Genomic DNA, 24,525 nt, shown 5'->3' on the forward strand with positions numbered 1-24,525 from the left:
GCTACCGGCGGCTGGCCGGGTAGCGCGGCAGTGGTGTACGGCTTACAGCCCCTGCTTGAGGCTCGCTTCCAGGTACTGGTCGAGGTCGCCGTCCAGAACCTTCTGGCAGTCGCTGCGCTCGACGCCGGTACGCAGGTCCTTGATGCGCGAGTCATCCAGCACGTAGGAACGGATCTGGTGGCCCCAGCCGATGTCCGACTTGCTGTCTTCCAGTGCCTGCGAGGCGGCATTGCGCTTCTGCATCTCCAGCTCGTACAACTTGGCCCGCAGCATTTTCATGGCGGTGTCCTTGTTGGCGTGCTGGGAGCGCTCGTTCTGGCAGGCCACCACGGTGTTGGTCGGAACGTGGGTGATACGCACCGCCGAGTCGGTGGTGTTGACGTGCTGACCACCGGCACCGGAGGAGCGGTAGGTGTCGATGCGCAGGTCGGACGGGTTGATCTCGATCTCGACCTTGTCGTCGATCTCGGGGGACACGAACACCGCCGAGAACGAAGTGTGGCGACGTGCGCCAGAGTCGAACGGGCTCTTGCGCACCAGGCGGTGCACGCCGATCTCGGTGCGCAGCCAGCCGAAGGCGTACTCGCCCTTGATGTGCACGGTGGCGCCCTTGATGCCGGCGACTTCACCCTCGGACAGTTCGATGATGGTGGCGTCGAAACCACGCTTGTCGGCCCAGCGCAGGTACATGCGCAGCAGGATGTTGGCCCAGTCCTGCGCCTCGGTACCGCCGGAACCGGCCTGGATGTCCAGGTAGGCGTTGTTCATGTCCATCTCGCCGCTGAACATGCGACGGAACTCAAGCTGGGCCAGGGATTCTTCCAGGGCCTGCAGCTCGGTCTCGACATCGCTGACAGCGCCTTCGTCACCTTCCTCGACGGCCATGTCGAGCAGGTCCTTGCAGTCGGCCAGGCCGTTGGACATCTTGTCCAGGGTCTCGACCACCTGCGCCAGCATGGCGCGCTCGCGGCCCAGGGCCTGGGCGTACTCGGGCTTGTTCCAGACGGCTGCGTCTTCCAGCTCGCGGTTGACTTCGATCAGGCGGTCATGCTTGTGATCGTAGTCAAAGATACCCCCGAATGGACAGGGAACGCTCGGTGAGGTCCTTGATGGTGTTCAGGATCGGTTGGATTTCCATGGCGGGCTACTCGTGCGAATTCGGTGAAAAGCCCGCGAGTATAACCGATCCGGGCAACTGCGGCAGCCCGTTGGGCAGCCGCATCAGCCTCAGGCGATGCCGACCTGGTTGCGCCCGTTGTTCTTGGCCAGATAAAGCCCCTTGTCTGCCGCCGAAATCAGCTGCCGGCAGTGGCTACCGATGGCTGGCGTCTGGGTCGCAAGGCCAATGCTGACGGTCAGGTGCGAGTCTGCGGTCGGCGCGCTGTGCGCAATGTTCAGGCCGATTACGGTCTGGCGCAGCTTTTCTGCGACCAGACGCGCGCCACCGGGCGAGGTGTTGGGCAGCACCAGGGCGAACTCCTCACCGCCGTAGCGCGCCGGCAGGTCGGTCGGCCGCGAGCAGGAGCCGCGAATGGCTTCGGCCACCTGGCGCAAGGCCTCGTCGCCGGCCAGGTGGCCGAAGCTGTCGTTGAAGACCTTGAAGTAGTCGACATCGATCATCAACAGCGACAATTGCTGCTGCTCACGCATGGCCCGGCGCCATTCCAGCTCCAGGTACTCGTCGAAGTGACGGCGGTTGGACAAGCCGGTGAGGCCGTCGGAATTCATCAGGCGCTGCAGCATCAGGTTGGTGTCGAGCAGCTGCTGCTGGCTCACGCGCAGGGCGCGGTAGGCCTCATCGCGCTGCAGCAGGGTCAGGTAGGAACGCGAGTGGTAGCGGATGCGCGCCACCAGCTCGATGGTGTCTGGCAGCTTGACCAGGTAATCGTTGGCCCCGGCGGCGAAGGCCGCGCTCTTGACCAGCGGGTCTTCCTTGGTCGACAGGACGATGATCGGGATGTCCTGGGTGGCCGGGTTGTTGCGGTACTCGCGCACCAGGGTCAGGCCGTCAAGGCCGGGCATGATCAGGTCCTGGAGGATGACCGTGGGCTTGATGCGCATCGCCTGGGCCACTGCCTGGTGCGGGTCGGCACAGAAGTGGAAGTCGATGTTCTCTTCGTGGGCCAGGCCACGACGCACTGCTTCGCCGATCATCGCCTGATCGTCCACCAGAAGGACCATCGCCGAATTTTCATTGGGGGTCGCGAAACCTTCGATCGGTAGATCAGTCATCCGTTTTCACCTGATCACTGCCGCTCAGGCGACGTGATTCAATACATGTGGTCATTTTGCGAAGATTTCCATCAAGCGCCCGGCGATTCGCTCAAGCGGGCGGATTTCCACCGCAGCATCGATAGCCGCAGCGGCCTTTGGCATGCCGTAGACCGCACTGCTTGCCTGGTCCTGGGCAATGGTCAGAAAACCCTGCTGGCGCATCAGCTTCAGGCCCTGGGCGCCATCACGGCCCATGCCGGTAAGCAGCACGCCCACCGCGTCGCCGTTCCAGTAGCGCGCCACGCTCTCGAAGAATACGTCGATCGAAGGCCGGTAGATCTCGTTGACCGGTTCGGCAGTGTAGGCCAACTGGCCACCCTGTAGCAGGCGTATATGGTGATTGGTGCCGGCCAGCAGCACCTGCCCGGGTTGTGGCGGCTCACCTTCGCGGGCCAGGCGCACCGGCAAGCCGCAGGCGCTGGCGAGCCACTCGGCCATGCCGGCGGCAAACACCTGGTCGACATGCTGGACCAGCACGATCGAGGCTGGAAAACCGCGCGGCAGGCCCTTTAGCAGCACTTCGAGCGCGGCAGGGCCGCCAGCGGACGAGCCGATGGCCACCAGGCCGCTGCGCTGGGAGGCCTCACGCAGAGGGGCAGCGACCGTCTTGCTCGCGCCGGGCCGCTGCTGGCCGATCAGCCAGCCGATATTGAGGATCTTGCGCAGCAGCGGCGCCGCTGCCTCACGTGCATCACCCGCGCCCACTGCGGGGGTGTCGACCACGTCCAGGGCACCATGGCCCATGGCCTCGAACACCCGGTGCACGTTCTGCTTGCGGTCGACGGTGACGATAACGATGGCGCAGGGTGTTTCGGCCATGATCCGCCGGGTCGCCTCGACGCCGTCCATTACCGGCATGATCAGGTCCATGAGAATCAGGTCGGGGGTATCCTCGGCGCACTTGCGCACGGCTTCGGCCCCATTGCCGGCCACCCAGATCACCTGGTGCGCCGGCTCGAAGGCCAGGGCCCGGCGCAACGCCTCTACCGCCATGGGCATATCGTTGACGATGGCGACCTTCATCCCTGAGCACCTCCGATCAATTCCACCACGGCATCCAGCAACGCATCGTCATGGAAGCTGGCCTTTGCCAAATAGTAGTCGGCGCCAGCGTCCAGGCCACGTCGGCGATCTTCTTCGCGGTCCTTGTACGACACCACCATCACCGGCAACGACTGCAACCGCTGGTCGCGGCGCACCAGGGTGACCAGCTCGATGCCATCCATGCGCGGCATGTCGATATCGGTGATCAACAGGTCGAAGTCCTCGCTGCGCAGGGCGTTCCAGCCGTCCATACCGTCCACCGCCACTGCGACGTCGTAGCCACGGTTACTGAGCAGCTTGCGTTGCAGCTCGCGCACGGTGAGCGAGTCGTCGACCACCAGGATGCGCTTGCGGCTCACGCCTCGCGCGCCTTGCGCACCGCGCTCGATGCGTTCCAGGCGGCCAGTGCTGAGCAGTTTTTCCACCGAACGCAGCAAGTCTTCGACATCGATGATCAGCACCACCGAGCCATCGTCCAGCAACGCACCTGCAGAGATGTCCTGGACCTTGCCCAGGCGCGGGTCGAGCGGCATCACCACCAGCACCCGCTCGCCGATCAGGCGCTCCACGGCCACGCCGTAAAGCTGCTCACGCTCACGGATCACCACCACCCGCAAGCTGTTTGCCTCACCCTGACCAGCCGGCCGGTTGAGCAACTGGCTGGCAGCCACCAGGCCGATATGTCGGCCCTCGTGCCAGAAGTGCTGACGGCCCTCGATCTGCACGATCTCGTCGGCCGCCACCTCCAGGGTGCGCTCGATATGCGCCAGCGGAAACGCATAAGCCTCATCCCCCACCTCCACCACCAGGCTGCGCACCACCGACAGGGTCAGCGGCACCTCAAGCTGGAAACGGCAGCCCTGGCCAGGCACCTGGGTCAGTTCGATAGAACCGCGCAGGTCGCGGACCATGTGTTGCACCGCATCCAGGCCAACACCACGGCCAGAAACCTCGGTGACCTTGTCGCGCAGGCTGAAGCCCGGCAGGAACAGGAAGGTCAGCAGCTCGGCTTCGCTCATTTGCGCCACGGTATCGGCGGGCGACATGCCGCGCTCGACGATGTTGCGTTTCAGGCGCTCAAGGTCGATGCCAGCGCCATCATCGCTCAGTTCGAGCATCAGCAGGCCGGCCTGGTGCGAGGCGCGCAAGCGGATCGTGCCTTCCGCTGGCTTGCCCGCCAGCAAGCGCCGCTCGGGCTGCTCGATACCATGGTCGACGGCATTGCGCAGCAAGTGAGTCAGCGGCGCTTCGAGCTTTTCCAGCACGTCGCGATCGACCTGGGTCTTTTCACCTTCGATCTGCAGCTGCACCTGCTTGCCGAGCGAACGCCCCAGGTCGCGGACCATGCGGCTCTGGCCGGTGAGCACGTCGGCAAACGGGCGCATGCGGCAGGCCAATGCCGTGTCGTACAGCAACTGCGCACGCTGGCTGGCCTGCCAACCGAACTCGTCGAGGTCGGCGGCCTGCTGCTGCAGAATCTGCTGGGTTTCCGCCAGCAGTCGCTGGGTCTGGGCCAGGGCGTCGAGCACCTCAATGCTCTGGCCGCTGTCTTCGAGCTGCGTTTTCAGGCCGTCGAGGGCCCGCATGCCTTGGCCATGCATGCGTTTGAGGCGCTGCAAGGTGGCCAGGTAGGGCTTGAGGCGCTGGGTCTCGACCAACGACTTGCTCGACAGGTCGAGCAGGCTGTTCAGGCGGTCGGCGGTCACCCGCAACACCCGCTCACCGCCCTCCCCCGCGCGCTTGCCGGCCTTGCGCGGCGCGGCTGGCTCGACGTCTGTTTCCAAGGCCGGCACCACTGGCTCCGGCTGGGCTGGCGGGGCCACGGGCGACGGTGGCTCAATTGCAACCACTGCGGGCAGTGGCGCGGCGCCGGGGTCGAGCAAGCTGGCCATCTGCAGCAGGAACGCCGGCACCAGCGCCTCGCCATGCGGGTCGCCAGGGGTGGCGATGTGCATCAGCAAGTCGGTGCCACGCAGCAGCGCATCGATGTGTTCGGCGCGCAGCAGCAGCCGGCCTTCCTGGGCCGCTACCAGGCAATCTTCCATGACGTGGGCGACGCTGACCCCGGCATCGATACCGACGATGCGCGCCGCGCCTTTCAATGAGTGCGCCGCACGCATGCAAGCTTCCAGCTGGTCGGCCTGGGTCGGGTTGCGTTCCAGTGCCATCAGCCCTGTACTGAGCACCTGGGTCTGCGCCTCGGCCTCCAGGCTGAACAGTTCGAGCAGCGATGCGTCGCGCATTTGCTCTGGGGTCATGACAGGCTCCGCTGCACGGCAGACAGTAATTGTTGATCGTCCAGCACACGCACGCTGCGCCCGCGCCACTGCAATACCGCAGCGGTGAACGGCGCGGCATCTTGGCTGGCGTCCAGCAGTGTGGCGTCGAGGCGGTGAATGCCGTCGATCTCGTCCACAGCCATCACCACCGGCCCGCCCGACGCTGCCAGGATCAGCATGCGCGGCATCGCCCGGCCGCCACGCGCCGGCTCGGACATACGCTCCACGCCCAGCAGGTCGCCCAATGACAGGCAAGGCACCAGCGCACCGCGCACGTTGGCCACCCCTTGCAGCACGCGCGAGCGCTGATGCGGCAACGAATGCACAGGTTGCAAGGGGGCGATCTCTGCCAGGCAGGCAGTGGCCAGGGCCAGCCACTCCTCGCCCAGGCGGAACAGCAGCTGCGAACGCCCGACGCTGGTTTCGGCAGGGACGTCCGCATGCACCAGGTCCGCTTCGATCAGCGCATAGCGGTCGAGCAGGCGCGTGGCCGCCGCCGCGTAGACTTCGCAGTTGCGGCAATGGATATGCCGCTCCAGCAGCGGGCATTGCTTGTTGCCGTGTACGCCAATGCGGTTCCAGCAGTCGTCGATGCGCTCATCGTCCTGGGCCAGCAGCTCGATCCCGTGTTCGGCTCTCATCGTTCAGACTCCCGGCCAACCCGTGCCGCACGTTCCTGCAGGCGGCGGGCACCGACTTCGTCGCCTTGGGCGGCCAGCAGCGTGGCCAGGTGCAGCAATGCCTCAGGGTGCTGAGGTTCCAGGTACAGCGCCTTGCGGTAATGGGTCAGCGCCTGCTGTGCATCGCCTTCGGTATCACTCAGCAGCCCCAGCCAGTAGTAGACCTGGGCCTTCGGTGCGAACTGGTGCAAATAGCGCTGGCAACTGGCGCGGGCCTGGGTGCTGTCGCCGGCATTGGCCTGGCGAGCGATGCTGGCCAGCAACTCGCTTTCGCTCTCGCGCGGTGGCGCTGCCAAAGGGGCGGGCGCAACCGCCCGCAGCGGCCGTGCAGGCGGCGCAGGCACGGGCCGTGGGCGGTTTGGGGCAACAGGCTGGGCCACGCGGCTTAGTGGCAGGGCCGGCATGGCGGGGACATCCGCCGGTTGCCGCACATACGCGAACGACTGGGCAATCCCCAATGGCCGCATCCCCAACCGCGCCAGCAAACTTCCCTCGGCCGGGCCGATGAACAGCACGCCCTGTGGCTGTGCAAGGCGCTTGAGCACTTCGAACACACGTTGCTGGGTCGGTACATCAAAATAGATCAGCAGGTTGCGACAGAACACGAAATCGTACTGGCCATTGCGGCTGGCGAGCGCCGGATCGAGCACATTGCCCACTTCCAGGTTCACCTGCCGGCGTACCCGCTCTTCCAGCTGATGGCCGTCATCGCATTCACGGAAATGGCGCTCGCGAAACGACAGTTCGCTGCCGCGGAACGAGTTGCGCCCATACAAGCCCTGTATGCCCCTGGCGACCGAGCTTGGGCTGATATCGATCCCGTCGATGCGGAAATCTAGCGGGCTCATGCCCGCGTCGAGCAAGGCCATGGCGAGCGAGTACGGCTCCTCGCCGGTGGAGCACGGCAGGCTGAGCAGGCGCAACGGCCGCTCGCCGGCCAGTTCGGCCAGGCGTTTCTGGGCCAGGCCGACCAGTGCGGTGAACGATTCCGGGTAGCGGAAGAACCAGGTCTCCGGGACGATCACGGCCTCGATCAGGGCCAGTTGCTCGTCTGCCGATTGCTGCAGGCGGACCCAGTAATCATCCAGGTCGCTGGCATGCAGTGCGACACAGCGCTGGCGCAGGGCCCGCTCGACCATCGGCACGCCAACAGACTCGACATCCAGGCCGATACGCTCTTGCAGGAAGCGGAAAAACCGTTGCTCGCTCATGGTGCCTCCTGCCCTGCCGCGAGCGGGAACAACAGCTCGCGCACGCTATCGGTCAGCAGGTCATCCACCACGATCCGTTGCAACAGGCCCTGGGCGTCCTGGCGAACCGGGCCCAGGTAGCGCGCTTCGCCGTTATCCAGGCCATAAGGCTGGAACTCATCCGGCATGCAGCGCAGGGTTTCGGTGGCTTGTTCGAGGATCAGCCCCAGCACCTGGTCGTGCCGGTAATGCACCAGCACCAGGCGCGTACTGGCGCGCTCGGCGGCCGGCTGGGCGAAGCTCAGCGCACTCAGGTCGACCACTGGCACCAGCACGCCGCGATGGGCCAGGATACCGGCCACCCAGGCCGGCGCCTGGGCAATCGGCTTGAGCGGGCGGCGCGGCAGCACCTCGATCACTTCGCGCACGTCCAGGGCAAAGCGCTGCTGGTTGAGGCGAAACTGCAAGTACAGCGTGCCCTTGGCGCTGGCCGCCGCTGCCGGGTTGGAATGCAGGTTGGTCATGGTGATCAGACTTTGAAGCGCGATACACCACCGCGCAGGCCGGCGGCCACCTGGCTCAGCTCATCGATGGCGAAGCTGGCCTGGCGCAGCGATTCCACCGTCTGGGTGCTGGCATCGCTGAGCTGAGCCAGGGCCTGGTTGATCTGCTCGGCACCGGTGGCCTGGGCCTGCATGCCCTCATTGACCATCAGCACACGCGGCGCCAGGGCCTGGACCTGATGAATGATCTGGCTCAGTTGCTCGCCCACCTGCTGCACTTCGAACATGCCGCGGCGCACTTCTTCAGAGAACTTGTCCATGCCCATCACCCCGGCCGACACCGCCGACTGGATTTCCCGCACCATCTGCTCGATGTCGTAGGTGGCCACGGCTGTCTGGTCGGCCAGGCGCCGCACCTCGGTGGCGACCACGGCAAAACCGCGGCCATATTCACCGGCCTTTTCCGCCTCGATGGCGGCATTGAGCGAAAGCAGGTTGGTCTGGTCGGCCACCTTGACGATGGTCACCACCATCTGCGTGATGTTGCTGGCCTTCTCGTTGAGGATCCCCAGCTTGGCGTTGACCAGGTCGGCGGCGCCCATCACCTGGTGCATGGTCTCTTCCATGCGCGCCAGGCCCTGCTGGCCGGAGCCCGCCAGGCTCGACGCCTGGTCGGCAGCGCTGGTGACCTCGGTCATGGTGCGCACCAGGTCGCGCGAGGTGGCGGCGATTTCACGCGAGGTGGCGCCGATCTCGGTGGTGGTGGCGGCCGTCTCGGTAGCGGTGGCCTGCTGCTGCTTGGAGGTGGCGGCAATCTCGGTGACCGAGGTGGTTACCTGCACAGACGAGCGCTGCGCCTGGGCCACCAGGTTGGCCAGGGCTTCGGCCATTTCGTTGAAGCCGCTCTCGATGGCGCCGAACTCGTCCTTGCGGTCCAGGCTCAGGCGCATGCTCAGGTCGCCCGAGCGCAGTTTGTCGAGGGCATGCACCACACGCTGCACGGGCGCGGTGATGGCGCGCATCAACAGCAAGCCACAGATACCGGCGGCTACGATCGCCAGCAGCAGCGAGACCATCATGCTGCCCTTGGCGGTGCTCACGGCACTCACAATTTCATGGGTGGCAGCGTCTGCCGACTCGCGGTTGTGCTCGATCACCGTGTTGAGGTGCTTGCGCCCTTCCACCCAGGCCGGGGTAAGCGCCTCGCTGATCAGCCGCTCGGCTTCGGTGTAATTGTGCTGCCGGTAGGCATCAAGCACCTGGCCGACGAGCTTGAGGTAGTTTTCCTCAAGCTGGACGAAGGTGTCGAAGCGCTTCTGGTCGCCGCTGTCCTGGATGGTGCCCTGGTAGCTGGCCATGTACTGCTTGAGGCGATCATCGAAGCTCTTGAACAGCTCCATGTCGGCCGGGGTGATTTCGCGGCGATTGGACAGGCCCACCAGTTGCTGGCTGGTGACGTAGCTGTCAACCCAGGCGCTGCGGATCATCGAGCTGTAGTAGACACCTGGAATGCTGTCTGTACCCACCGCTTCCTCGGCGCTTTCGATCGTCACCAACCGCGAGTAGGCGGCTACGATCATCAGCAGCATGATAGCGATGATCACGGCGAAACTTGCCAGGATCCGTTGGCGCAAGGTCCAGTTCTTCACATTCAGCCCTCAGGAATTCACAACGAGCGGGAAAAATCGCCGAAGTATAGCCCAGGCGTCCTACGCTTTTGCGGCTGAAATGCGAGGTATTCAGGCCTCTATCCCTGGCGGACAGGCCATTTTCCAGTTCATTGACCTGCGGCAAGCCGTACCTGGCTCTCCAGTTCCTGGCGCAGGGCCGGGTCGAGGCGCAGCTGGCGGGCCAGTTCGTCGAGGTAGGCGCGCTCCATGAAGTTCTCCTGATCGACCATCATCACGCTGGCCAGATACATCTCTGCAGCCATCTCCGGGGTTTGCGCGGCGCGAGCGACTTCGGCCGGGTCCAGCGGCTTGTTCAACTCATCGTGCAACCAGTGCTGCAGATCGCGGTCGTTGTCCAGGCGGGTGAATTCGCCTTCGATCAGGGCCCGTTCGCGCTCGTCGATATGGCCATCGGACTTGGCCGCCGCCACCAGCGCGCGCAGTACCGCCTGGCTGTGCTGCTCAGCCTGGGCCGGCGGCAGTCGGTCGAGGGTCTGCGGCTCGGCGCCCTGCCCTGTGCCCTGGCGCGCCTGCCAGTTGCCATAGGCCTTGTAAGCGAGCACGCCAAGTGCGGCCAGGCCACCGTAGGTGAGCGCCTTGCCGCCATACTTGCGAGCCTTCTTGCTGCCCAGCAGCAGACCCAGCGCGCCCGCCCCCAAGGCGCCTGCGCCGGCCCCGGAGAGCAGGCCCCCCAAACCACCGGCGCCGGCTGACGGCTTGCCCGCGCCAGGCTGCTTGTTGAGCAACTCCTGGCCAGATTTGAGCAGTTGATCGAGCAGGCCACGGGTGTTCATGTGCACGTCTCCACGATACGGAAAGGAAAGAGCAGAGTAAGGCCTGCCGCGTGAGCGGCCACTCGAGGATTTGCTTCCGGATGTTGCATTAGCTGGCAAAAAGCCAACTAGACTCGTCATCGCCAACAACCTGCACAGGCGACTATGCTTATAACCATTGCTTCACTGCTTTCTTGATGACTGCCCCGACCAAGATCTCCAAGAAGAGGGAACACCATGTCAGTGCACAAGACCGCATTGCTCGGCGCCATGATCGGCGCGCTGCTGGCCAGCGCCGGCCTGCAGGCCGCCGAGATGCCCAAGGCCCTGGGCGCCGGCGAAGGCCGGCTGGATATCGTCGCCTGGCCCGGCTACATCGAGCGCGGTGAAAGCGACAAGGCCTATGACTGGGTCACCGGTTTCGAGAAGGAAACCGGCTGCAAGGTCAGCGTCAAGACCGCGGCCACTTCCGATGAAATGGTCAGCCTGATGACCAAGGGCGGCTACGACCTGGTCACCGCTTCCGGCGACGCCTCGCTGCGCCTGATCGTCGGCAAGCGCGTACAGCCCATCAACACAGCGCTGATACCCAACTGGAAGAACATCGACCCACGCCTGCAGAACGGTGGCTGGTACGTGGTCGACAAACAGGTATATGGCACGCCCTACCAATGGGGCCCGAACGTGCTGCTGTACAACACCAATACCTTCAAGCAGGCACCCACCAGCTGGAACGTGGTGTTCGAGCCACAGGACCTGCCCGATGGCAAGCCGAACAAGGGCCGCGTGCAGGCTTACGACGGGCCGATCTACATCGCCGACGCCGCGCTGTACCTGAAATCGGCCAAGCCCGAACTGGGCATCAAGGACCCGTACGAGCTCAATGAAGCCCAGTACAAGGCCGTGCTCGAACTACTGCGCCAGCAGCAACCGCTGATCCACCGTTACTGGCACGACGCCACGGTACAGATGAGCGACGTGAAGAACGAGGGCGTGGTCGCCTCCAGCTCATGGGGTTACATGGTCAATGGCCTGAAGGCCGAGAACCAGCCAGTGGCCTCGACCATTCCGAAGGAAGGCGCCACCGGCTGGGCCGACACCACCATGCTGCACAGCGAGGCCAAGCACCCCAATTGCGCCTACAAGTGGATGGACTGGTCGCTGCAACCCAAGGTGCAGGGCGATGTGGCGGCCTGGTTCGGCTCGTTGCCCGCAGTGCCGGCAGCCTGCACCGGCAGCGAGCTGCTGGGGGCTGAAGGGTGCAAGACCAACGGCTTCGACAACTTCGACAAGATCGCCTTCTGGAAAACCCCACAGACCCAGGGCGGCAAGTTCGTGCCGTATAGCCGCTGGACCCAGGATTACATTGCGATCATGGGCGGGCGCTAGCACAGGCTTGCTACAGGTATGCCGCTTGATCTGGGGCTGCTGCGCAGCCCTTTCGCGACACAAGGCCGCTCCTACAAGAGACCGCGATCCCCTGTAGGAGCGGCCTTGTGTCGCGAAAGGGGCGCAAGGCGCCCCCCGAGCTTTACCTTGGAGTTACCCATGCCCCTAGCCGTCCAGTTCACCCAGGTTTCCCGCACCTTTGGCGAGGTCAAGGCCGTCGACCAGGTCAGCATCGACATCGATGACGGCGAATTCTTCTCCATGCTCGGCCCTTCCGGCTCGGGCAAGACCACCTGCCTGCGCCTGATCGCAGGCTTCGAGCAACCCAATAGCGGTTCGATCCGCATCCATGGTGTCGAGGCCGCTGGCGTACCGCCCTACCAGCGCGACGTCAACACGGTGTTCCAGGACTACGCCCTGTTCCCGCACATGAACGTGCGCGACAACATCGCCTACGGCCTCAAGGTCAAGGGCGTGGCCAAGGCCGAACGCCAGGCACGCGCCGAAGAAGCGCTGGCCATGGTCGCCCTGGCCGGCTACGGCGAACGCAAACCGGCACAGCTTTCCGGCGGCCAGCGCCAGCGCGTGGCCCTGGCCCGCGCGCTGGTCAACAGGCCACGGGTGTTGCTGCTCGACGAGCCGCTGGGCGCACTCGACCTCAAGCTGCGCGAACAAATGCAGGGCGAATTGAAGAAGCTGCAGCGCCAGTTGGGCATCACTTTCATCTTCGTCACCCACGACCAGACCGAAGCGCTGTCGATGTCGGACCGGGTGGCGGTCTTCAACCGTGGGCGCATCGAGCAGGTCGACACGCCACGCAACCTCTACATGAAGCCAGCGACCACCTTCGTCGCCGAGTTCGTCGGCACCTCCAACGTCATCCGCGGCGACCTCGCCGAACAACTCAGCGGCAGCCGCGCACCGTTTTCCATTCGCCCGGAGCATATCCGCCTGGTGGATCAGCCAGGCCAGGCGCAAGACGTTCAGCTCGGCGGCCTGCTGCGCGACGTCCAGTACCAGGGCAGTGCCACCCGCTATGAGGTGCAACTGGACAGCGGCCAGCTGCTGGCGGTGAGCCACGCCAACGACCAATGGCAGGCACAAGCGCAGCCCTGGCAGGCCGGCCAGCAAGTGCAGGTACGCTGGCCACGCGAGGCGATGACCGCGCTGCAGGAAACCGTCCTGGCCGAGGGCCGTTGAGATGCGCCGCCTGTCCGATCTGCTGTACCGGCGCCCCAACCTCTACCTGGCGCTGTTGCTGATCCCCCCACTGACCTGGTTCGGCGCCATCTACCTGGGCTCGTTGCTCAGCCTGCTGTGGCAGGGCTTCTACACCTTCGACGACTTCACCATGGCGGTAACCCCGGAGCTGACCCTGGGCAACTTCGCGGCACTGTTCAACCCGTCCAACTTCGACATCATCCTGCGCACCCTGACCATGGCCGTGGCGGTATCGCTGGCCAGTGCGGTGCTGGCCTTCCCGATTGCCTACTACATGGCGCGCTACACCAGCGGCAAGACCAAGGCATTCTTCTACATCGCGGTGATGATGCCGATGTGGGCCAGCTACATCGTCAAGACCTACGCCTGGACCCTCTTGCTGGCCAAGGGCGGTGTGGCCCAGTGGTTCGTCCAGCAGCTGCACCTGGACGCCCTGCTGCAGGCCGTGCTGACCGTGCCCGGGGTCGGCGGCAGCACGTTGTCGACCTCGCACCTGGGGCGCTTCATGGTGTTCGTGTACATCTGGCTACCGTTCATGATCCTGCCGATCCAGGCCTCGCTCGAACGCCTGCCACCGTCATTGCTGCAGGCGTCGGCAGACCTGGGTGCCAGGCCGCGGCAAACGTTCCTGCAGGTGATCCTGCCGCTGTCGATCCCCGGCATTGCCGCCGGCTCGATCTTCACCTTCTCGCTGACCTTGGGCGACTTCATCGTGCCGCAACTGGTCGGCCCGCCAGGTTACTTCATCGGCAGCATGGTCTATGCCCAACAAGGGGCGATCGGCAACATGCCGATGGCGGCAGCCTTCACGCTGGTGCCAATCGTGCTGATCGCGGTGTACCTGGCCATCGTCAAGCGCCTGGGGGCCTTCGATGCACTCTGAAAAAGCGTCTGTCGGCCTGCGCCTGGCGGCCTGGGGCGGGTTGGTGTTTCTGCACTTCCCGATCCTGATCATCTTCCTGTACGCCTTCAATACCGAAGACGCGGCGTTCAGCTTCCCGCCCAAGGGCTTCACCCTCAACTGGTTCACCGTGGCCTTCGCCCGCCCCGACGTGCTCGAAGCGATCAAGCTGTCGCTGCAGGTGGCGTGCCTGGCCACGCTGATCGCGCTGGTGCTCGGCACCCTGGCCTCGGCGGCGCTGTACCGGCGCAGCTTCTTCGGCAAGGAGAGCATCTCGCTGATGCTGATCCTGCCGATCGCCCTGCCCGGCATCATCACCGGCATCGCCCTGCTCTCGGCGTTCAAAAGCCTGGGGATAGAGCCCGGCGTGTTCACCATTGTGGTCGGTCACGCCACGTTCTGCGTGGTGATCGTCTACAACAACGTGATCGCCCGCCTGCGGCGTACCTCGCAGAGCCTGATCGAGGCGTCCATGGACCTCGGTGCCGACGGCTGGCAGACCTTCCGTTACATCATCCTGCCCAACCTCGGCTCGGCACTGCTGGCCGGCGGCATGCTGGCCTTTGCCCTGTCGTTCGACGAAATCATCGTCACCACCTTCACCGCCGGCCACGAGCGCACCCTGCCGATCTGGCTGCTCAACCAGCTCAGCCGCCCGCGCGATGTGCCGGTGACCAACGTGGTCGCCATGCTGGTGATGCTGGTGACCATGCTGCCGATTCTCGGCGCCTATTACCTGACCCGTGGCGGCGAAAGCGTTGCGGGCAGTGGCAAATGACCTACAAGGAGCCCCCCATGCAAAGCAAAATGCTGATCAACGGCAAGCTGGTCGCAGGCGAAGGCCCGGCCTGGACCGTGCTCAACCCCGCCGAGGGCAGCGCCCTGGCGCAGATCAACGAAGCCACCGAGGCCCAGGTCGATACCGCCGTGCGCGCTGCCGACCTGGCCTTCGACAGCTGGTCTCAGACCAGCCCCAAGGAGCGCTCAATGGTGCTGCTGGCCCTGGCCGACACCATCGAAGCCCATGGCGATGAGCTGGCCCGCCTGGAATCGCAGAACTGCGGCAAGCCGTTTGCCGCCGCCCTGAATGACGAAATCCCGGCCATCGCCGACGTGTTCCGTTACTTTGCCGGCGCCGCCCGCTGCCTCGGCGGCTCCGCGGCGGGTGAATACCTGCCGGGCCACACCTCGATGATCCGCCGCGACCCGCTGGGCGTGGTTGCCTCGATCGCGCCGTGGAACTACCCGTTGATGATGCTGGCATGGAAGATCGCCCCCGCCCTGGCGGCCGGCAACACCGTGGTCATCAAACCCTCCGAACTGACCCCGCTGACCGCCCTGCGCCTGGGCGAGCTGGCAAAAGGCCTGCTGCCGCCCGGTGTGCTCAACATCCTGTTCGGCCGCGGGCAAACGGTCGGCAACCCACTGGTCACCCACCCCAAGGTGCGCATGGTGTCGCTGACCGGCTCCATTCCAACGGGGGCACATATCATTGGCGCCACCGCCAACAGCGTGAAGCGCATGCACATGGAACTGGGCGGCAAGGCGCCGGTGCTGGTGTTCGACGACGCCGATATCGACGCGGCCATCGACGGCATTCGCACGTTCGGCTTCTACAACGCTGGCCAGGACTGCACCGCCGCCTGTCGCCTGTATGTGCAGGCAGGCATCTATGAACGCTTCGTCGAACGCCTGGGCAAGGCCGTTTCCAGCCTCAAGGCCGGCCTGCAGGATGCCGAGGACACCGAACTGGGCCCATTGATCAGTGCCCAGCACCGCGACAAGGTGGCCGGCCTGGTCCAGCGCGCCATCGCCCAGCCGCATATCCGCCTGGTGACGGGCGGCAAGGTGATTGCCGGGGATGGCTTCTTCTTCGAGCCGACCGTGCTGGCCGACGCCTTGCAGGATGACGAGATCGTGCGCAATGAGGTGTTTGGCCCGGTAGTGTCGGTGACCCGCTTCAATACCGAAGAGCAGGCGCTGGAATGGGCCAACGATTCCGAGTACGGCCTGGCATCATCGGTGTGGACCCGCGACACCGGCCGCGCCCACCGGCTGGCAGCGCGGTTGCAGTATGGCTGCACCTGGGTCAACACCCACTTCATGCTGGTCAGCGAGATGCCCCACGGTGGGCAGAAGCATTCGGGGTATGGGAAGGATATGTCGATGTATGGGCTTGAAGACTACACCTGCGTGCGGCATGTGATGATCAAGCATTGAGGTGAGGCGGGTGGCGTATGCCTGTAGTTGTTTAGCGCCTGCGAGATCGAGCGCCGCCCGCGCGGCGCATCGCGGATAAATCCGCTCCTACATTTGTTGCAACGTGCCGAACCTGGCAGGCCATGGCCGCCAGCCTTGGCGCATGCCTTGAACTTCGCAAACGAGGCTGACAACCATGGCCTGACAGGCATGGCCACGTTGCAAAAAATGTAGGAGCGGATTTATCCGCGACGCGCCGCGCGGGCGGCGCTCGATCTCATCCACCGCGCATAGCTGCGGCCGAGCCCCCTAATCTCGCAGATCCGACTCGTGAATAGGGTTGGCCCGGCTGGTCGCCCTTTGATACTGCGCCGGCCAAGTGGCTTTGTTGCCACCCAAGTCATCATCAGCATGCAACGGCCAGTAAGGATCGCGCAGCAGTTCCCGCGCCAGGAAGATCACGTCGGCCTGCCCGGTGCGCAGAATGTGCTCGGCCTGGGCCGGTTCGGTGATCATGCCGACGGTGCCAGTGGCGATCTCCGCCTCTTTGCGCACGCGCTCTGCAAAGCGGGTCTGGTAGCCAGGGCCTGTTGGGATTTCGGCATTCACCGAGGTACCACCGGAGGACACATCGATCAGGTCGACACCCAGCACCCGCAGGCGGCGCGCCAGCTCGACGGTTTCATCCGGGTTCCAACCATCCTCAACCCAGTCCGTCGCCGATACACGCACGAACAGCGGCAGTTCTGCAGGCCAGACCTTGCGCACCGCCTCGACCACCTGCAGGGTCAGGCGGATGCGGTTTTCGAAGCAACTGCCGTACTCGTCGCGGCGCTGATTACTCAGTGGTGAGAGGAACTGGTGCAGCAGATAACCATGGGCGGCATGGATTTCGACGACCTTGAAGCCCGCTTTTAGCGCCCGCTCGGTAGAGGCAACGAAGGCATCGATCACCCCCTGAATCTCGTCCTGGCTCAATTCGCGCGGCGGTGTGTGCTGCGGGTCAAAAGCGATTTTCGACGGCCCCACCGGCTGCCAGCCGCCGTCTTCAATCTTCACACTGCCCTGCTTGCCCAGCCAGGGCCGATAGGTACTGGCCTTGCGCCCGGCGTGGGCCAACTGGATGCCCGGCACGGCGCCCTGGGCGGTGATGAAGCGGGTAATGCGCTGCAACGGCGCAATCTGATCGTCGTTCCACAGGCCGAGGTCTTCGGCGGTGATGCGACCATCGGCGGTCACGGCGACGGCTTCGCTGATGACCAGGCCGGCGCCACCCACGGCGCGGCTGCCCAGATGGACGAGATGCCAGTCGTTGGCCAGGCCATCGACGGAAGAATACTGGCACATCGGCGAGACCGCGATGCGGTTGGGCAGCGTCAGCTGACGCAGGGTGTAAGGCTCGAGCAGCAGGCTCATGAGGGCACCTCCCAAGGACTCCAATGGTGATCCGGCCCGGACACTCAAGTGCACATCCCTGGCCCGGTGCCGGTCATTAATCAGACTAGACCAGATTGGTGGGGGGGATGGTTCCGTGGGATGGCGAGGTGTTCGCCGGAAGGTTTGCAGCGCCTGTGAGACCGAGCGCCGCCCGCGCGGCGCATCGCGGATAAATCCGCTCCTACGATTTGTTTCGGGCCCGTCATTCCTGTGAGGTCACCGCTGTTCGCCTTGTTTGTTCTCTTCGATATTGAGGTGGGCACCACTGCTTTTCATCGATGTTCAGTCATGCACCAAGGCGGTTCCTGTTGGCGGCAAAGGAGTGACTGGCCCGAAACAAACTGTAGGAGCGGATTTATCCGCGATGCGCCGCGCGGGCGGCGCTCGATTTCCGCACCCCTGCAAGAACCAAGGCGGGCACCGTCTCTAAGCGCCGCTCACTGGGATTGCTGACTGGTCCGACGCATGTATCAGACGCTTCCTACGCATATGAACTGGCGATGTTTAGCTAAGGAAAATATCCTACAAATCCTGTCGACTCGCGTCTGATTGTTCCTGGAAACACCGCCCTTTAGGCTTTTTCGTGTCGCTGATGTTTAGCGTCCGGGAGTGGAATCCTGGTCAATTACTGAGTTGCTGTCGTCATGGCAGTTGTGCGCGGGAGGCCGAAAAGCCTACCGGGTTTACTCGTAGCCTGGATTCCACACCGCGTACAACTGCCACCCATCCGTGTGGAATCGGAAAGGTCGGTCAATCAGTAACCTTACGAGTCGTTCCATATGAAGAAAATCGTCCCCGACCCACCCCATCATTTCGACCTTCCCTCTGACAAGACCCTCACCAACGCCGTCAGCGAGGGCATCGTGCCCATCGATCATGTGGTGATGAACGTCACCCACTACCTGATGCTTGCCTACAACCATTGCCACCGGACCCTCGATGCCATCGAAGATGACAGCACCCGGGAATCGCTGGTGAATGGGCTGCGTGCCATGCAGATCGCCTGGGGCCAGGCGGATGCACTGTCGCTGGCTTTGGAGCGGAGTAGCAGCCTGCATTGAGGCTGGTTTTGCTGACCTCTTTGCGGGTGAACCCGCTCCCACTGGGTCATCACAGGCTCCAAGGCTTGCGCCCAACCTGTGGGAGCGGGTTCACCCGCGAAGAGGCCAGTACAGGCAATCAAGAAATCTCAGGAGAGGAACCGATGAGCACAGACGACACCCAATTCACTGTCGGCAAAACCACGTTCTTTCAAGGCGAACACCAGACCCATCCCCTGTTTCGCATCGAGCCAGGCATTCCCTGTCGGGATGCCCGCGAGCAGGCCTCGGAGTTGATGGGCTATGTAAGAGAACTGACCATCATCGGCCTGATGGATGAAAAGCCGATGATGATCTGGGCATCCCATTACCTGAGTGCCATGGCCAAGGCACTGATGGATGATGCCGAGCTAGGCATGAGTAACTGAGGATCGTGCCGGCCTGTGAAGTCAGCGTGGCTCCATGTGAGCAATCATCAACTGCACACTTTCATTACCGCGAAACTCGTTCACATCCAGCTTGTACGCCAGCTCCACCCACCGCACCGTCGGGTTTGGCCACACGTCACGGTCGATGCCAAAGGCAATGCCATCCAGCCGCACCGAGCCGCATTCGCTCTTGAGCACCACCTTCAAGTGCCGCTCACCGACCACACGCTGCTCGACCAACTGGAATACGCCATGGAACAGCGGCTCGGGGAAGTGCTGCCCCCAAGGCCCGGCATTGCGCAGGGCCTTGGCCAGGTCGAGGTGGAATTCCTCCACCGCCAGGCTACCGTCCGACAACAGACGACCGGTCAGGTCTTCCTCACGCAACTGGCGCCGGACCTCTTCATCGAACGCCTCGGCAAAGGCCGGGAAGTTGCTTTCGGGCAGTGACAACCCTGCCGCCATGGCATGGCCGCCGAACTTGCTGATCAGCTGCGGCTGACGTGCTGCCACCGCATCCAGCGCATCGCGGATATGGAAGCCCGGCACCGAACGCGCCGAGCCTTTGAGCATGCCATCGCCAGCATCGGCGAAGGCAATGGTCGGCCGGTGGTAGCGCTCTTTCAGGCGCGAAGCGAGGATCCCGATCACGCCCTGGTGCCAATCGGCATCGAACAGGCACAGGCCATAAGGCATGGACTCGACCGGCAGGTCCTTTAGCTGGGCCAGTGCCTCACGCTGCATGCCTTGCTCGATCGACTTGCGGTCCTGGTTCAGCTCGTCCAGCTGCTGGGCCATGTCCTGGGCCAGGGCTTCGTCATCGCACAGCAGGCATTCGATGCCCAGGCTCATGTCGTCCAGCCGCCCGGCGGCGTTGAGCCGTGGGCCGAGGATGAAGCCCAGGTCAGTGGAGCTGATGCGCCGGTGATCGCGGCGGGCCACTTCAAGGATCGCCTTCAAGCCCGGCCGCGCCCGGCCGGCGCGGATGCGCTCAAGCCCTTGGTGCACGAGGATGCGGTTGTTGGCATCCAGCGGCACCACGTCGGCGACGCTGCCCAGGGCGACCAGGTCGAGCAGCTCGCCGATGTTCGGCTGCGGCTGCGTTTCGTAGCGCCCCAGGCTGCGCAGGCGTGCGCGCAAGGCCATGAGCACGTAGAAAATAACCCCGACCCCAGCCAGCGACTTGCTCGGGAAGCCGCACCCAGGCTGGTTCGGGTTGACGGTGGCGTCGGCATCCGGCAACTGCTGACCCGGCAGGTGGTGGTCGGTGACCAGCACCTTGAGCCCGGCCGCCTTGGCGGCGGCGACACCTTCGACGCTGGAGATACCGTTATCGACGGTAACCAGCAGGTCTGGCTGGCGCTCGAGCGCCACCTGGACGATCTCCGGGGTCAGGCCGTAGCCATACTCGAAGCGGTTGGGCACCAGGTAATCGACATGGGCCGCGCCCAGCAGGCGCAGCCCGAGCACACCCACAGTGCTGGCGGTGGCGCCATCGGCGTCGAAGTCGCCAACGATGAGGATGCGCTGGCGCTGGTCGAGGGCGTCGACCAGCAGGTCCACCGCAGCCTCGATACCCTTGAGCTGCTGATACGGCAACAGCCGCGCCAGGCTCTTGTCCAGTTCGGCCTCGGACTGCACGCCGCGGGCAGCGTACAGGCGGGTCAGCAACGGTGGCAGGTTACCCAGGAAAGGCAGGGTCGATGGCAACGGGCGGGGTTCGATACGCATGGGATCTTCGGCAGTCAGGTGTCAGTCGGTTCAGCCACGCTCACCGAGCAGCCATTGCAGTTGCACTTCGTGCTGGCCACGGTCGTCGGTGACGAACACCGTGCCTTCGCTGATCATCACATCCCACTTGATGGTACGTGGCATGTCGGTGGCCAGTACCTCCAGCACCTCCTGCGGCACCGCTGCAATGTTCAGGTTCTTCAGCCCTTTGACCGCGCCCACCACTTTACCTTCCCACACGCGCAGGCTGCCGTAGGCCAGCAGGCTGGTGCGTTCGGTGCGGCGCGAGCACCAGGTCAGGCGCTCGGCGTCCGGCTGGCCGACTTCGATCCAGTGCAGGATGCGGTCGTCCAGGCTTTTTTCCCACAGCGCCGCTTCGTCGACATCGGACAGGCCACGGCCGAACGACAGGTTCTCGTTGTACCACAGGGCATAGGCCAGCAGGCGCACAGCCATGCGCTCTTCGGTTTCCGAAGGGTGGCGGGCGATAGTCTGCCGGACGTTTTCATACACGCCGCGATCGAGATCGGTCAGGTTCAGTTCGAATTTGTAGGTGGTGGACGGCTGGGCCATGGTCGACTGGGCTTCGTGCGTAGAGAAAAGTCACCTAGTCTAACCGATCCTGCTTCCGCTTGCGCCGGAGCAGTATCGGACGCTCCGGACCTATGCTAAAACCACGGCTCTGACCAGCAGCCACGGATGCCTCATGTCTACGCCCAGCAAACCCCTCGCCGGCCTGAAAGTCATCGAGCTCGGCACCCTGATCGCCGGGCCGTTCGCCTCGCGGATCTGCGCCGAATTCGGCGCCGAAGTGATCAAGGTCGAGTCGCCGGACGGCGGCGACCCGCTGCGCAAGTGGCGCAAGCTGTACGAGGGGACATCACTGTGGTGGTTCGTGCAGGCACGCAACAAGCAGTCGCTGACGCTTAACCTCAAGCACCCCGAAGGCCGTGAAGTGCTCAAACGCCTGCTCGGCGAGGCCGACATCCTTATCGAGAACTTCCGCCCCGGTGTGCTGGAAAAGCTCGGCCTGGGCTGGGACGTGCTGCATGCGCTCAACCCGCGCCTGGTGATGGTGCGCCTGTCCGGCTTCGGCCAGACCGGCCCGATGAAGGACCAGCCGGGCTTCGGTGCGGTCGGTGAATCGATGGGCGGGCTGCGTTACATCACCGGTTTCGACGACCGCCCGCCTGTGCGCACCGGCATCTCCATCGGCGACTCGATCGCCGCGCTATGGGGGGTGATTGGCGCGCTGATGGCCCTGCGTCATCGCGAAGTCAATGGCGGCCAGGGCCAGGTGGTGGATGTGGCGCTGTACGAGGCCATTTTCGCCATGATGGAAAGCATGGTCCCGGAGTTCGACGTGTTCGGTTTTATCCGCGAGCGCACCGGCAACATCATGCCGGGCATCACGCCCTCCTCCATCCACACCAGCGCCGACGGCAGGCATGTGCAGATTGGCGCCAACGGTGACGCCATCTTCAAGCGCTTCATGCAGGCCATCGGCCGCACCGACCTGGCTGACGACCCAAGCCTGGCCAGCAATGATGGCCGCGACGCCCGGCGCGACGAGCTGTACGGCGTGATCGATCGCTGGGCCAACAGCCTGCCGCTGGACCAGCTGATGCAGGTGCTCACCGACGCCGAAGTCCCGGCCAGCCGTATCTACTCGGCCGAGGACATGTTCAGCGACCCACAGTACCTGGCCCGCGAGATGTTCCTGCAAGCGCGCCTGCCGGACGGCAAGCCGTTCAAGATGCCGGGCATCGTGCCAAAGCTCTCGGACACCCCGGGCTCTGCCGAATGGGTTGGCCCGACGCTGGGTGAACACACCAATAGCGTTCTGGCTTCGCTGGGCTACGATCAGGCAGCGATCGCCAGCCTGCGCCAGGCGGGCACGGTCTGAGGCTGCTTCAGATGCGCTCGCTGGCCCTGTGCTGCGCGCTGCTGCTCGCGCTGCTGACGGCACCGGCGCAGGCCAAGGAACGCCTGCTGTGGCTGGTGCGCGACCTGCCGCCCTTCACCGTGTTCGAGGGCACGGAAAAGGGCCAGGGGGTCATCGACCAGATGCTGCCGCTGCTGATCGAGCAGATGCCCGAGTACGACCACAGCATCATCCGGGTCAACCGTGCACGCGGTATCCAGATGCTTCAGGATCCGACCAGTTTCACCTGCGACCCGACCCTGCTGTGGACCGCAGAGCGTGCGAAGTTCGTGTACTTCTCGCAACCTACGCTCGGCGTGCTGAGCAGCGGCGTGGTGGTGCGCAACACCGGCCATGCGTTACTGGCACCGTTCCTCGACGACCAGCAAGTCGACCTCAAAGGCTTGCTCGCCAACACTCGACTGAAGCTGGGCATCGTCGCCGAGCGCAGCTACAGCAGCCAGGTTGACGAGATCCTTCGCCAATTGCCCGACTCGGCGCTCAGCCGCCACTACGGCAACGATGCCACCGCCAACCTGCTACAGATGCAACAGCTCGGGCGCCTGCAACTGGTGCTGGGCTACTGGCCGGAGGTGCGCTACCTGATTCAGCAACATGGCGGCTCGCCGGCGGACTACCAGTTTCATCCCATCCAGGGCGTCAACCGCTACCAGTTCCTGCACGTGGGCTGCTCGGACACACCCCTGGGGCGTGCAGCCATCAGCCACATCGACCAGCTGCTACCGGCCCTGCGCCTGAATACGCTGCCCGCGCTGTATGCTCATTGGCTTGACCCCGAGCTGCGCGAAACCTACCTGGAAGAGAGCAAGCACTTCTTCGAAAACCGCTGAGCTGCAGTCAGTGGAAGGCGGGCAAAAAGAAACCCCGAACGCTGGGGAAGACGCCCGGGGCCAATCGAAAGTCCTCATGGACTTCCCGCGACAACCTGCCAGTACCGGAGCTGTGCACTGGCCGGCTGCCCTTACTGTTTCTGATGGGCCATTCAGGCAAAGGTTCCCTGTGGCTGCTGACGCTGTTGCAATGCCGCGATTACACAGGGCTGCAAGCGCCCTTCGACAATCTGCAGGTCACGGTGCAAGCCGTCTACCAGGTCGATCAGCAGGCTCTGCTCCTGCAACTGACGCAGGCTGACCGTACGTCGCAAGGCCGTGCCGCCGAGGCTGTCGTACACGGTCAATTGGCGATTGCCACTGGCATCGGTGACACCCAGTTTGGCCTGGTAAGGGGTAAGGGCGTCGTTGAGCAGTCTGCAGATTCTTTCCATCCGGATCACTCGCTTGTAATGGGACATGAAGGAACTGACCAGCAAGCGCGACGGAAAGTTCGTTGCGCCATGGCTGTTTTAGTGAGCATGCGTGGCTGACGTGACAGTTTGAATACGCTGCAGCGCTTGCTGCCAGCGCCCGAGTGGCAAGGGCCAGGGGAGATCGGCAACGACCCACAGGCCTTGGCGCCGGGCTTCCTTGGCGAGGTTCAGGCTGCCTGGGTTGGGGTGGCCGACGAACAGTACGCCACGGGTGGAACGGGCCCGTTCGAGCAGGGCCAGGCCATCGTTCACGGCGTGTTCGAGAATCAGCAGATCGGCGCGCGGCGTGCGGGCCAGACAGGTGTCGAGGTCGGCCAGGTCGTGGGTGATGCGCACATTGAACAGGCCTTGGGCATTGCAGGCCTGGTGGAGCAGGATCTGGTGGGATGGGCGTGCCGGGTGAATCAGCACGTAGGGCTGGCGCATGTGCCGCTCCTTGGGGGAAGGACCGGTCACTCTAGGCAAGGCTTGTGGCGCCCTAAATAGGACAATTCTGCAAATGGTTGAGGAAAACG

At 64.2% G+C, this 24,525-nt stretch carries 23 protein-coding genes; 9 read left to right on the forward strand and 14 right to left on the reverse strand.

From position 1 onward, the window contains the following. Positions 1-42: 42 nt before the first annotated feature. The 9 genes from prfB to BUQ73_RS20850 form a co-directional block, all read right to left on the reverse strand. A protein-coding gene (gene prfB / locus BUQ73_RS28240) for a peptide chain release factor 2 (RefSeq protein ID WP_112312756.1) occupies positions 43-1,138 on the reverse strand; the annotation gives its coding sequence in 2 pieces (ribosomal slippage) (positions 43-1,065 and positions 1,067-1,138; 1,095 coding nt in all). An 89-nt stretch (positions 1,139-1,227) separates the two neighbouring features. Further along, positions 1,228-2,232: a Wsp signal transduction system regulator diguanylate cyclase WspR gene (wspR, locus tag BUQ73_RS20815; RefSeq protein WP_079229489.1), complete on the reverse strand. Its 1,005-nt coding sequence runs from the start codon at positions 2,230-2,232 to the stop codon at positions 1,228-1,230. Positions 2,233-2,283: 51 nt separating this feature from the next. Continuing rightward, positions 2,284-3,297 (reverse strand): chemotaxis response regulator protein-glutamate methylesterase, encoded by a 1,014-nt coding sequence (locus tag BUQ73_RS20820; RefSeq protein WP_079229490.1) that lies wholly within the window; start codon positions 3,295-3,297, stop codon positions 2,284-2,286. Then, positions 3,294-5,576: a hybrid sensor histidine kinase/response regulator gene (locus BUQ73_RS20825; RefSeq protein ID WP_079229491.1), complete on the reverse strand. Its 2,283-nt coding sequence runs from the start codon at positions 5,574-5,576 to the stop codon at positions 3,294-3,296. The genes BUQ73_RS20820 and BUQ73_RS20825 overlap by 4 nt, the downstream gene beginning before the upstream one ends. After that, a complete protein-coding gene (locus BUQ73_RS20830; protein WP_079229492.1) occupies positions 5,573-6,238 on the reverse strand; it encodes a chemotaxis protein CheW in 666 nt (221 codons plus the stop codon). Before BUQ73_RS20830 ends, BUQ73_RS20825 begins: the two co-directional genes overlap by 4 nt. Continuing rightward, positions 6,235-7,488 carry a CheR family methyltransferase gene (locus BUQ73_RS20835; RefSeq protein ID WP_079229493.1) on the reverse strand — a complete coding sequence of 418 codons (1,254 nt, stop codon included), beginning with the start codon at positions 7,486-7,488 and terminating at the stop codon, positions 6,235-6,237. The genes BUQ73_RS20830 and BUQ73_RS20835 overlap by 4 nt, the downstream gene beginning before the upstream one ends. Continuing rightward, positions 7,485-7,991: a chemotaxis protein CheW gene (locus tag BUQ73_RS20840; protein ID WP_079229494.1), complete on the reverse strand. Its 507-nt coding sequence runs from the start codon at positions 7,989-7,991 to the stop codon at positions 7,485-7,487. The genes BUQ73_RS20835 and BUQ73_RS20840 overlap by 4 nt, the downstream gene beginning before the upstream one ends. Before the next feature lie 5 nt (positions 7,992-7,996). Further along, the gene (locus tag BUQ73_RS20845; RefSeq protein WP_079229495.1) at positions 7,997-9,619 is read right to left on the reverse strand and encodes a methyl-accepting chemotaxis protein; all 1,623 of its coding nucleotides are present in this window, start codon (positions 9,617-9,619) and stop codon (positions 7,997-7,999) included. Positions 9,620-9,747: 128 nt separating this feature from the next. Continuing rightward, complete coding sequence (locus BUQ73_RS20850) at positions 9,748-10,434, reverse strand: tellurite resistance TerB family protein (RefSeq protein WP_079229496.1); 687 nt, start codon at positions 10,432-10,434, stop codon at positions 9,748-9,750. Between the two features lie 216 nt (positions 10,435-10,650). Here BUQ73_RS20850 and ydcS point away from each other — a divergent pair, with 216 nt between their 5' ends. The 5 genes from ydcS to BUQ73_RS20875 all read left to right on the forward strand — a co-directional run bounded on the left by ydcS (position 10,651) and on the right by BUQ73_RS20875 (position 16,144). Beyond that, positions 10,651-11,802, forward strand: coding sequence for a putative ABC transporter substrate-binding protein YdcS (gene ydcS, locus BUQ73_RS20855; RefSeq protein WP_079229497.1), 1,152 nt, complete (start codon positions 10,651-10,653; stop codon positions 11,800-11,802). Between the two features lie 159 nt (positions 11,803-11,961). Next, on the forward strand, positions 11,962-13,002 hold the full coding sequence (locus BUQ73_RS20860; protein ID WP_079229498.1) for an ABC transporter ATP-binding protein: 1,041 nt from the start codon (positions 11,962-11,964) through the stop codon (positions 13,000-13,002). A gap of 1 nt (position 13,003) precedes the next feature. Then, positions 13,004-13,906 (forward strand): ABC transporter permease, encoded by a 903-nt coding sequence (locus BUQ73_RS20865; RefSeq protein ID WP_079229499.1) that lies wholly within the window; start codon positions 13,004-13,006, stop codon positions 13,904-13,906. Then, a complete protein-coding gene (locus tag BUQ73_RS20870; RefSeq protein WP_079229500.1) occupies positions 13,896-14,702 on the forward strand; it encodes an ABC transporter permease in 807 nt (268 codons plus the stop codon). The genes BUQ73_RS20865 and BUQ73_RS20870 overlap by 11 nt, the downstream gene beginning before the upstream one ends. Positions 14,703-14,719: 17 nt before the next feature. Then, a complete protein-coding gene (locus BUQ73_RS20875; RefSeq protein WP_079229501.1) occupies positions 14,720-16,144 on the forward strand; it encodes a gamma-aminobutyraldehyde dehydrogenase in 1,425 nt (474 codons plus the stop codon). Between the two features lie 288 nt (positions 16,145-16,432). On the opposite strand, the gene BUQ73_RS20880 is transcribed toward BUQ73_RS20875, so the two are convergent. Further along, positions 16,433-17,539: an NADH:flavin oxidoreductase/NADH oxidase gene (locus tag BUQ73_RS20880; protein ID WP_027920088.1), complete on the reverse strand. Its 1,107-nt coding sequence runs from the start codon at positions 17,537-17,539 to the stop codon at positions 16,433-16,435. Between the two features lie 800 nt (positions 17,540-18,339). Between BUQ73_RS20880 and BUQ73_RS20885 the strand changes: the two genes are divergently transcribed. Continuing rightward, positions 18,340-18,621 (forward strand): hypothetical protein, encoded by a 282-nt coding sequence (locus BUQ73_RS20885; RefSeq protein WP_079229502.1) that lies wholly within the window; start codon positions 18,340-18,342, stop codon positions 18,619-18,621. A gap of 143 nt (positions 18,622-18,764) precedes the next feature. Beyond that, positions 18,765-19,028 (forward strand): DUF3077 domain-containing protein, encoded by a 264-nt coding sequence (locus BUQ73_RS20890; RefSeq protein WP_079229503.1) that lies wholly within the window; start codon positions 18,765-18,767, stop codon positions 19,026-19,028. Between the two features lie 21 nt (positions 19,029-19,049). Here the strand turns inward: BUQ73_RS20890 and recJ are convergent, their stop codons facing one another. Both recJ and BUQ73_RS20900 read right to left on the reverse strand, forming a co-directional pair. Beyond that, on the reverse strand, positions 19,050-20,759 hold the full coding sequence (recJ, locus tag BUQ73_RS20895) for a single-stranded-DNA-specific exonuclease RecJ (RefSeq protein ID WP_079229504.1): 1,710 nt from the start codon (positions 20,757-20,759) through the stop codon (positions 19,050-19,052). Between the two features lie 30 nt (positions 20,760-20,789). Beyond that, on the reverse strand, positions 20,790-21,332 hold the full coding sequence (locus tag BUQ73_RS20900; protein WP_027920093.1) for a YaeQ family protein: 543 nt from the start codon (positions 21,330-21,332) through the stop codon (positions 20,790-20,792). A gap of 133 nt (positions 21,333-21,465) precedes the next feature. Here BUQ73_RS20900 and BUQ73_RS20905 point away from each other — a divergent pair, with 133 nt between their 5' ends. Together BUQ73_RS20905 and BUQ73_RS20910 are read left to right on the forward strand one after the other, a co-directional pair. Beyond that, a complete protein-coding gene (locus tag BUQ73_RS20905; protein WP_079229505.1) occupies positions 21,466-22,665 on the forward strand; it encodes a CaiB/BaiF CoA transferase family protein in 1,200 nt (399 codons plus the stop codon). A gap of 11 nt (positions 22,666-22,676) precedes the next feature. Next, a complete protein-coding gene (locus BUQ73_RS20910) occupies positions 22,677-23,534 on the forward strand; it encodes a TIGR02285 family protein (protein WP_079229506.1) in 858 nt (285 codons plus the stop codon). A gap of 152 nt (positions 23,535-23,686) precedes the next feature. Here the strand turns inward: BUQ73_RS20910 and BUQ73_RS20915 are convergent, their stop codons facing one another. Then, on the reverse strand, positions 23,687-23,968 hold the full coding sequence (locus tag BUQ73_RS20915; protein ID WP_079229507.1) for a DUF3509 domain-containing protein: 282 nt from the start codon (positions 23,966-23,968) through the stop codon (positions 23,687-23,689). 78 nt (positions 23,969-24,046) lie between these two features. Continuing rightward, positions 24,047-24,436 carry a histidine kinase gene (locus BUQ73_RS20920; RefSeq protein ID WP_079229508.1) on the reverse strand — a complete coding sequence of 130 codons (390 nt, stop codon included), beginning with the start codon at positions 24,434-24,436 and terminating at the stop codon, positions 24,047-24,049. Positions 24,437-24,525: the final 89 nt, after the last annotated feature.

The sequence above is a fragment of the Pseudomonas putida genome (assembly GCF_002025705.1).
In the GTDB taxonomy this organism is placed as follows: domain Bacteria; phylum Pseudomonadota; class Gammaproteobacteria; order Pseudomonadales; family Pseudomonadaceae; genus Aquipseudomonas; species Aquipseudomonas putida_J.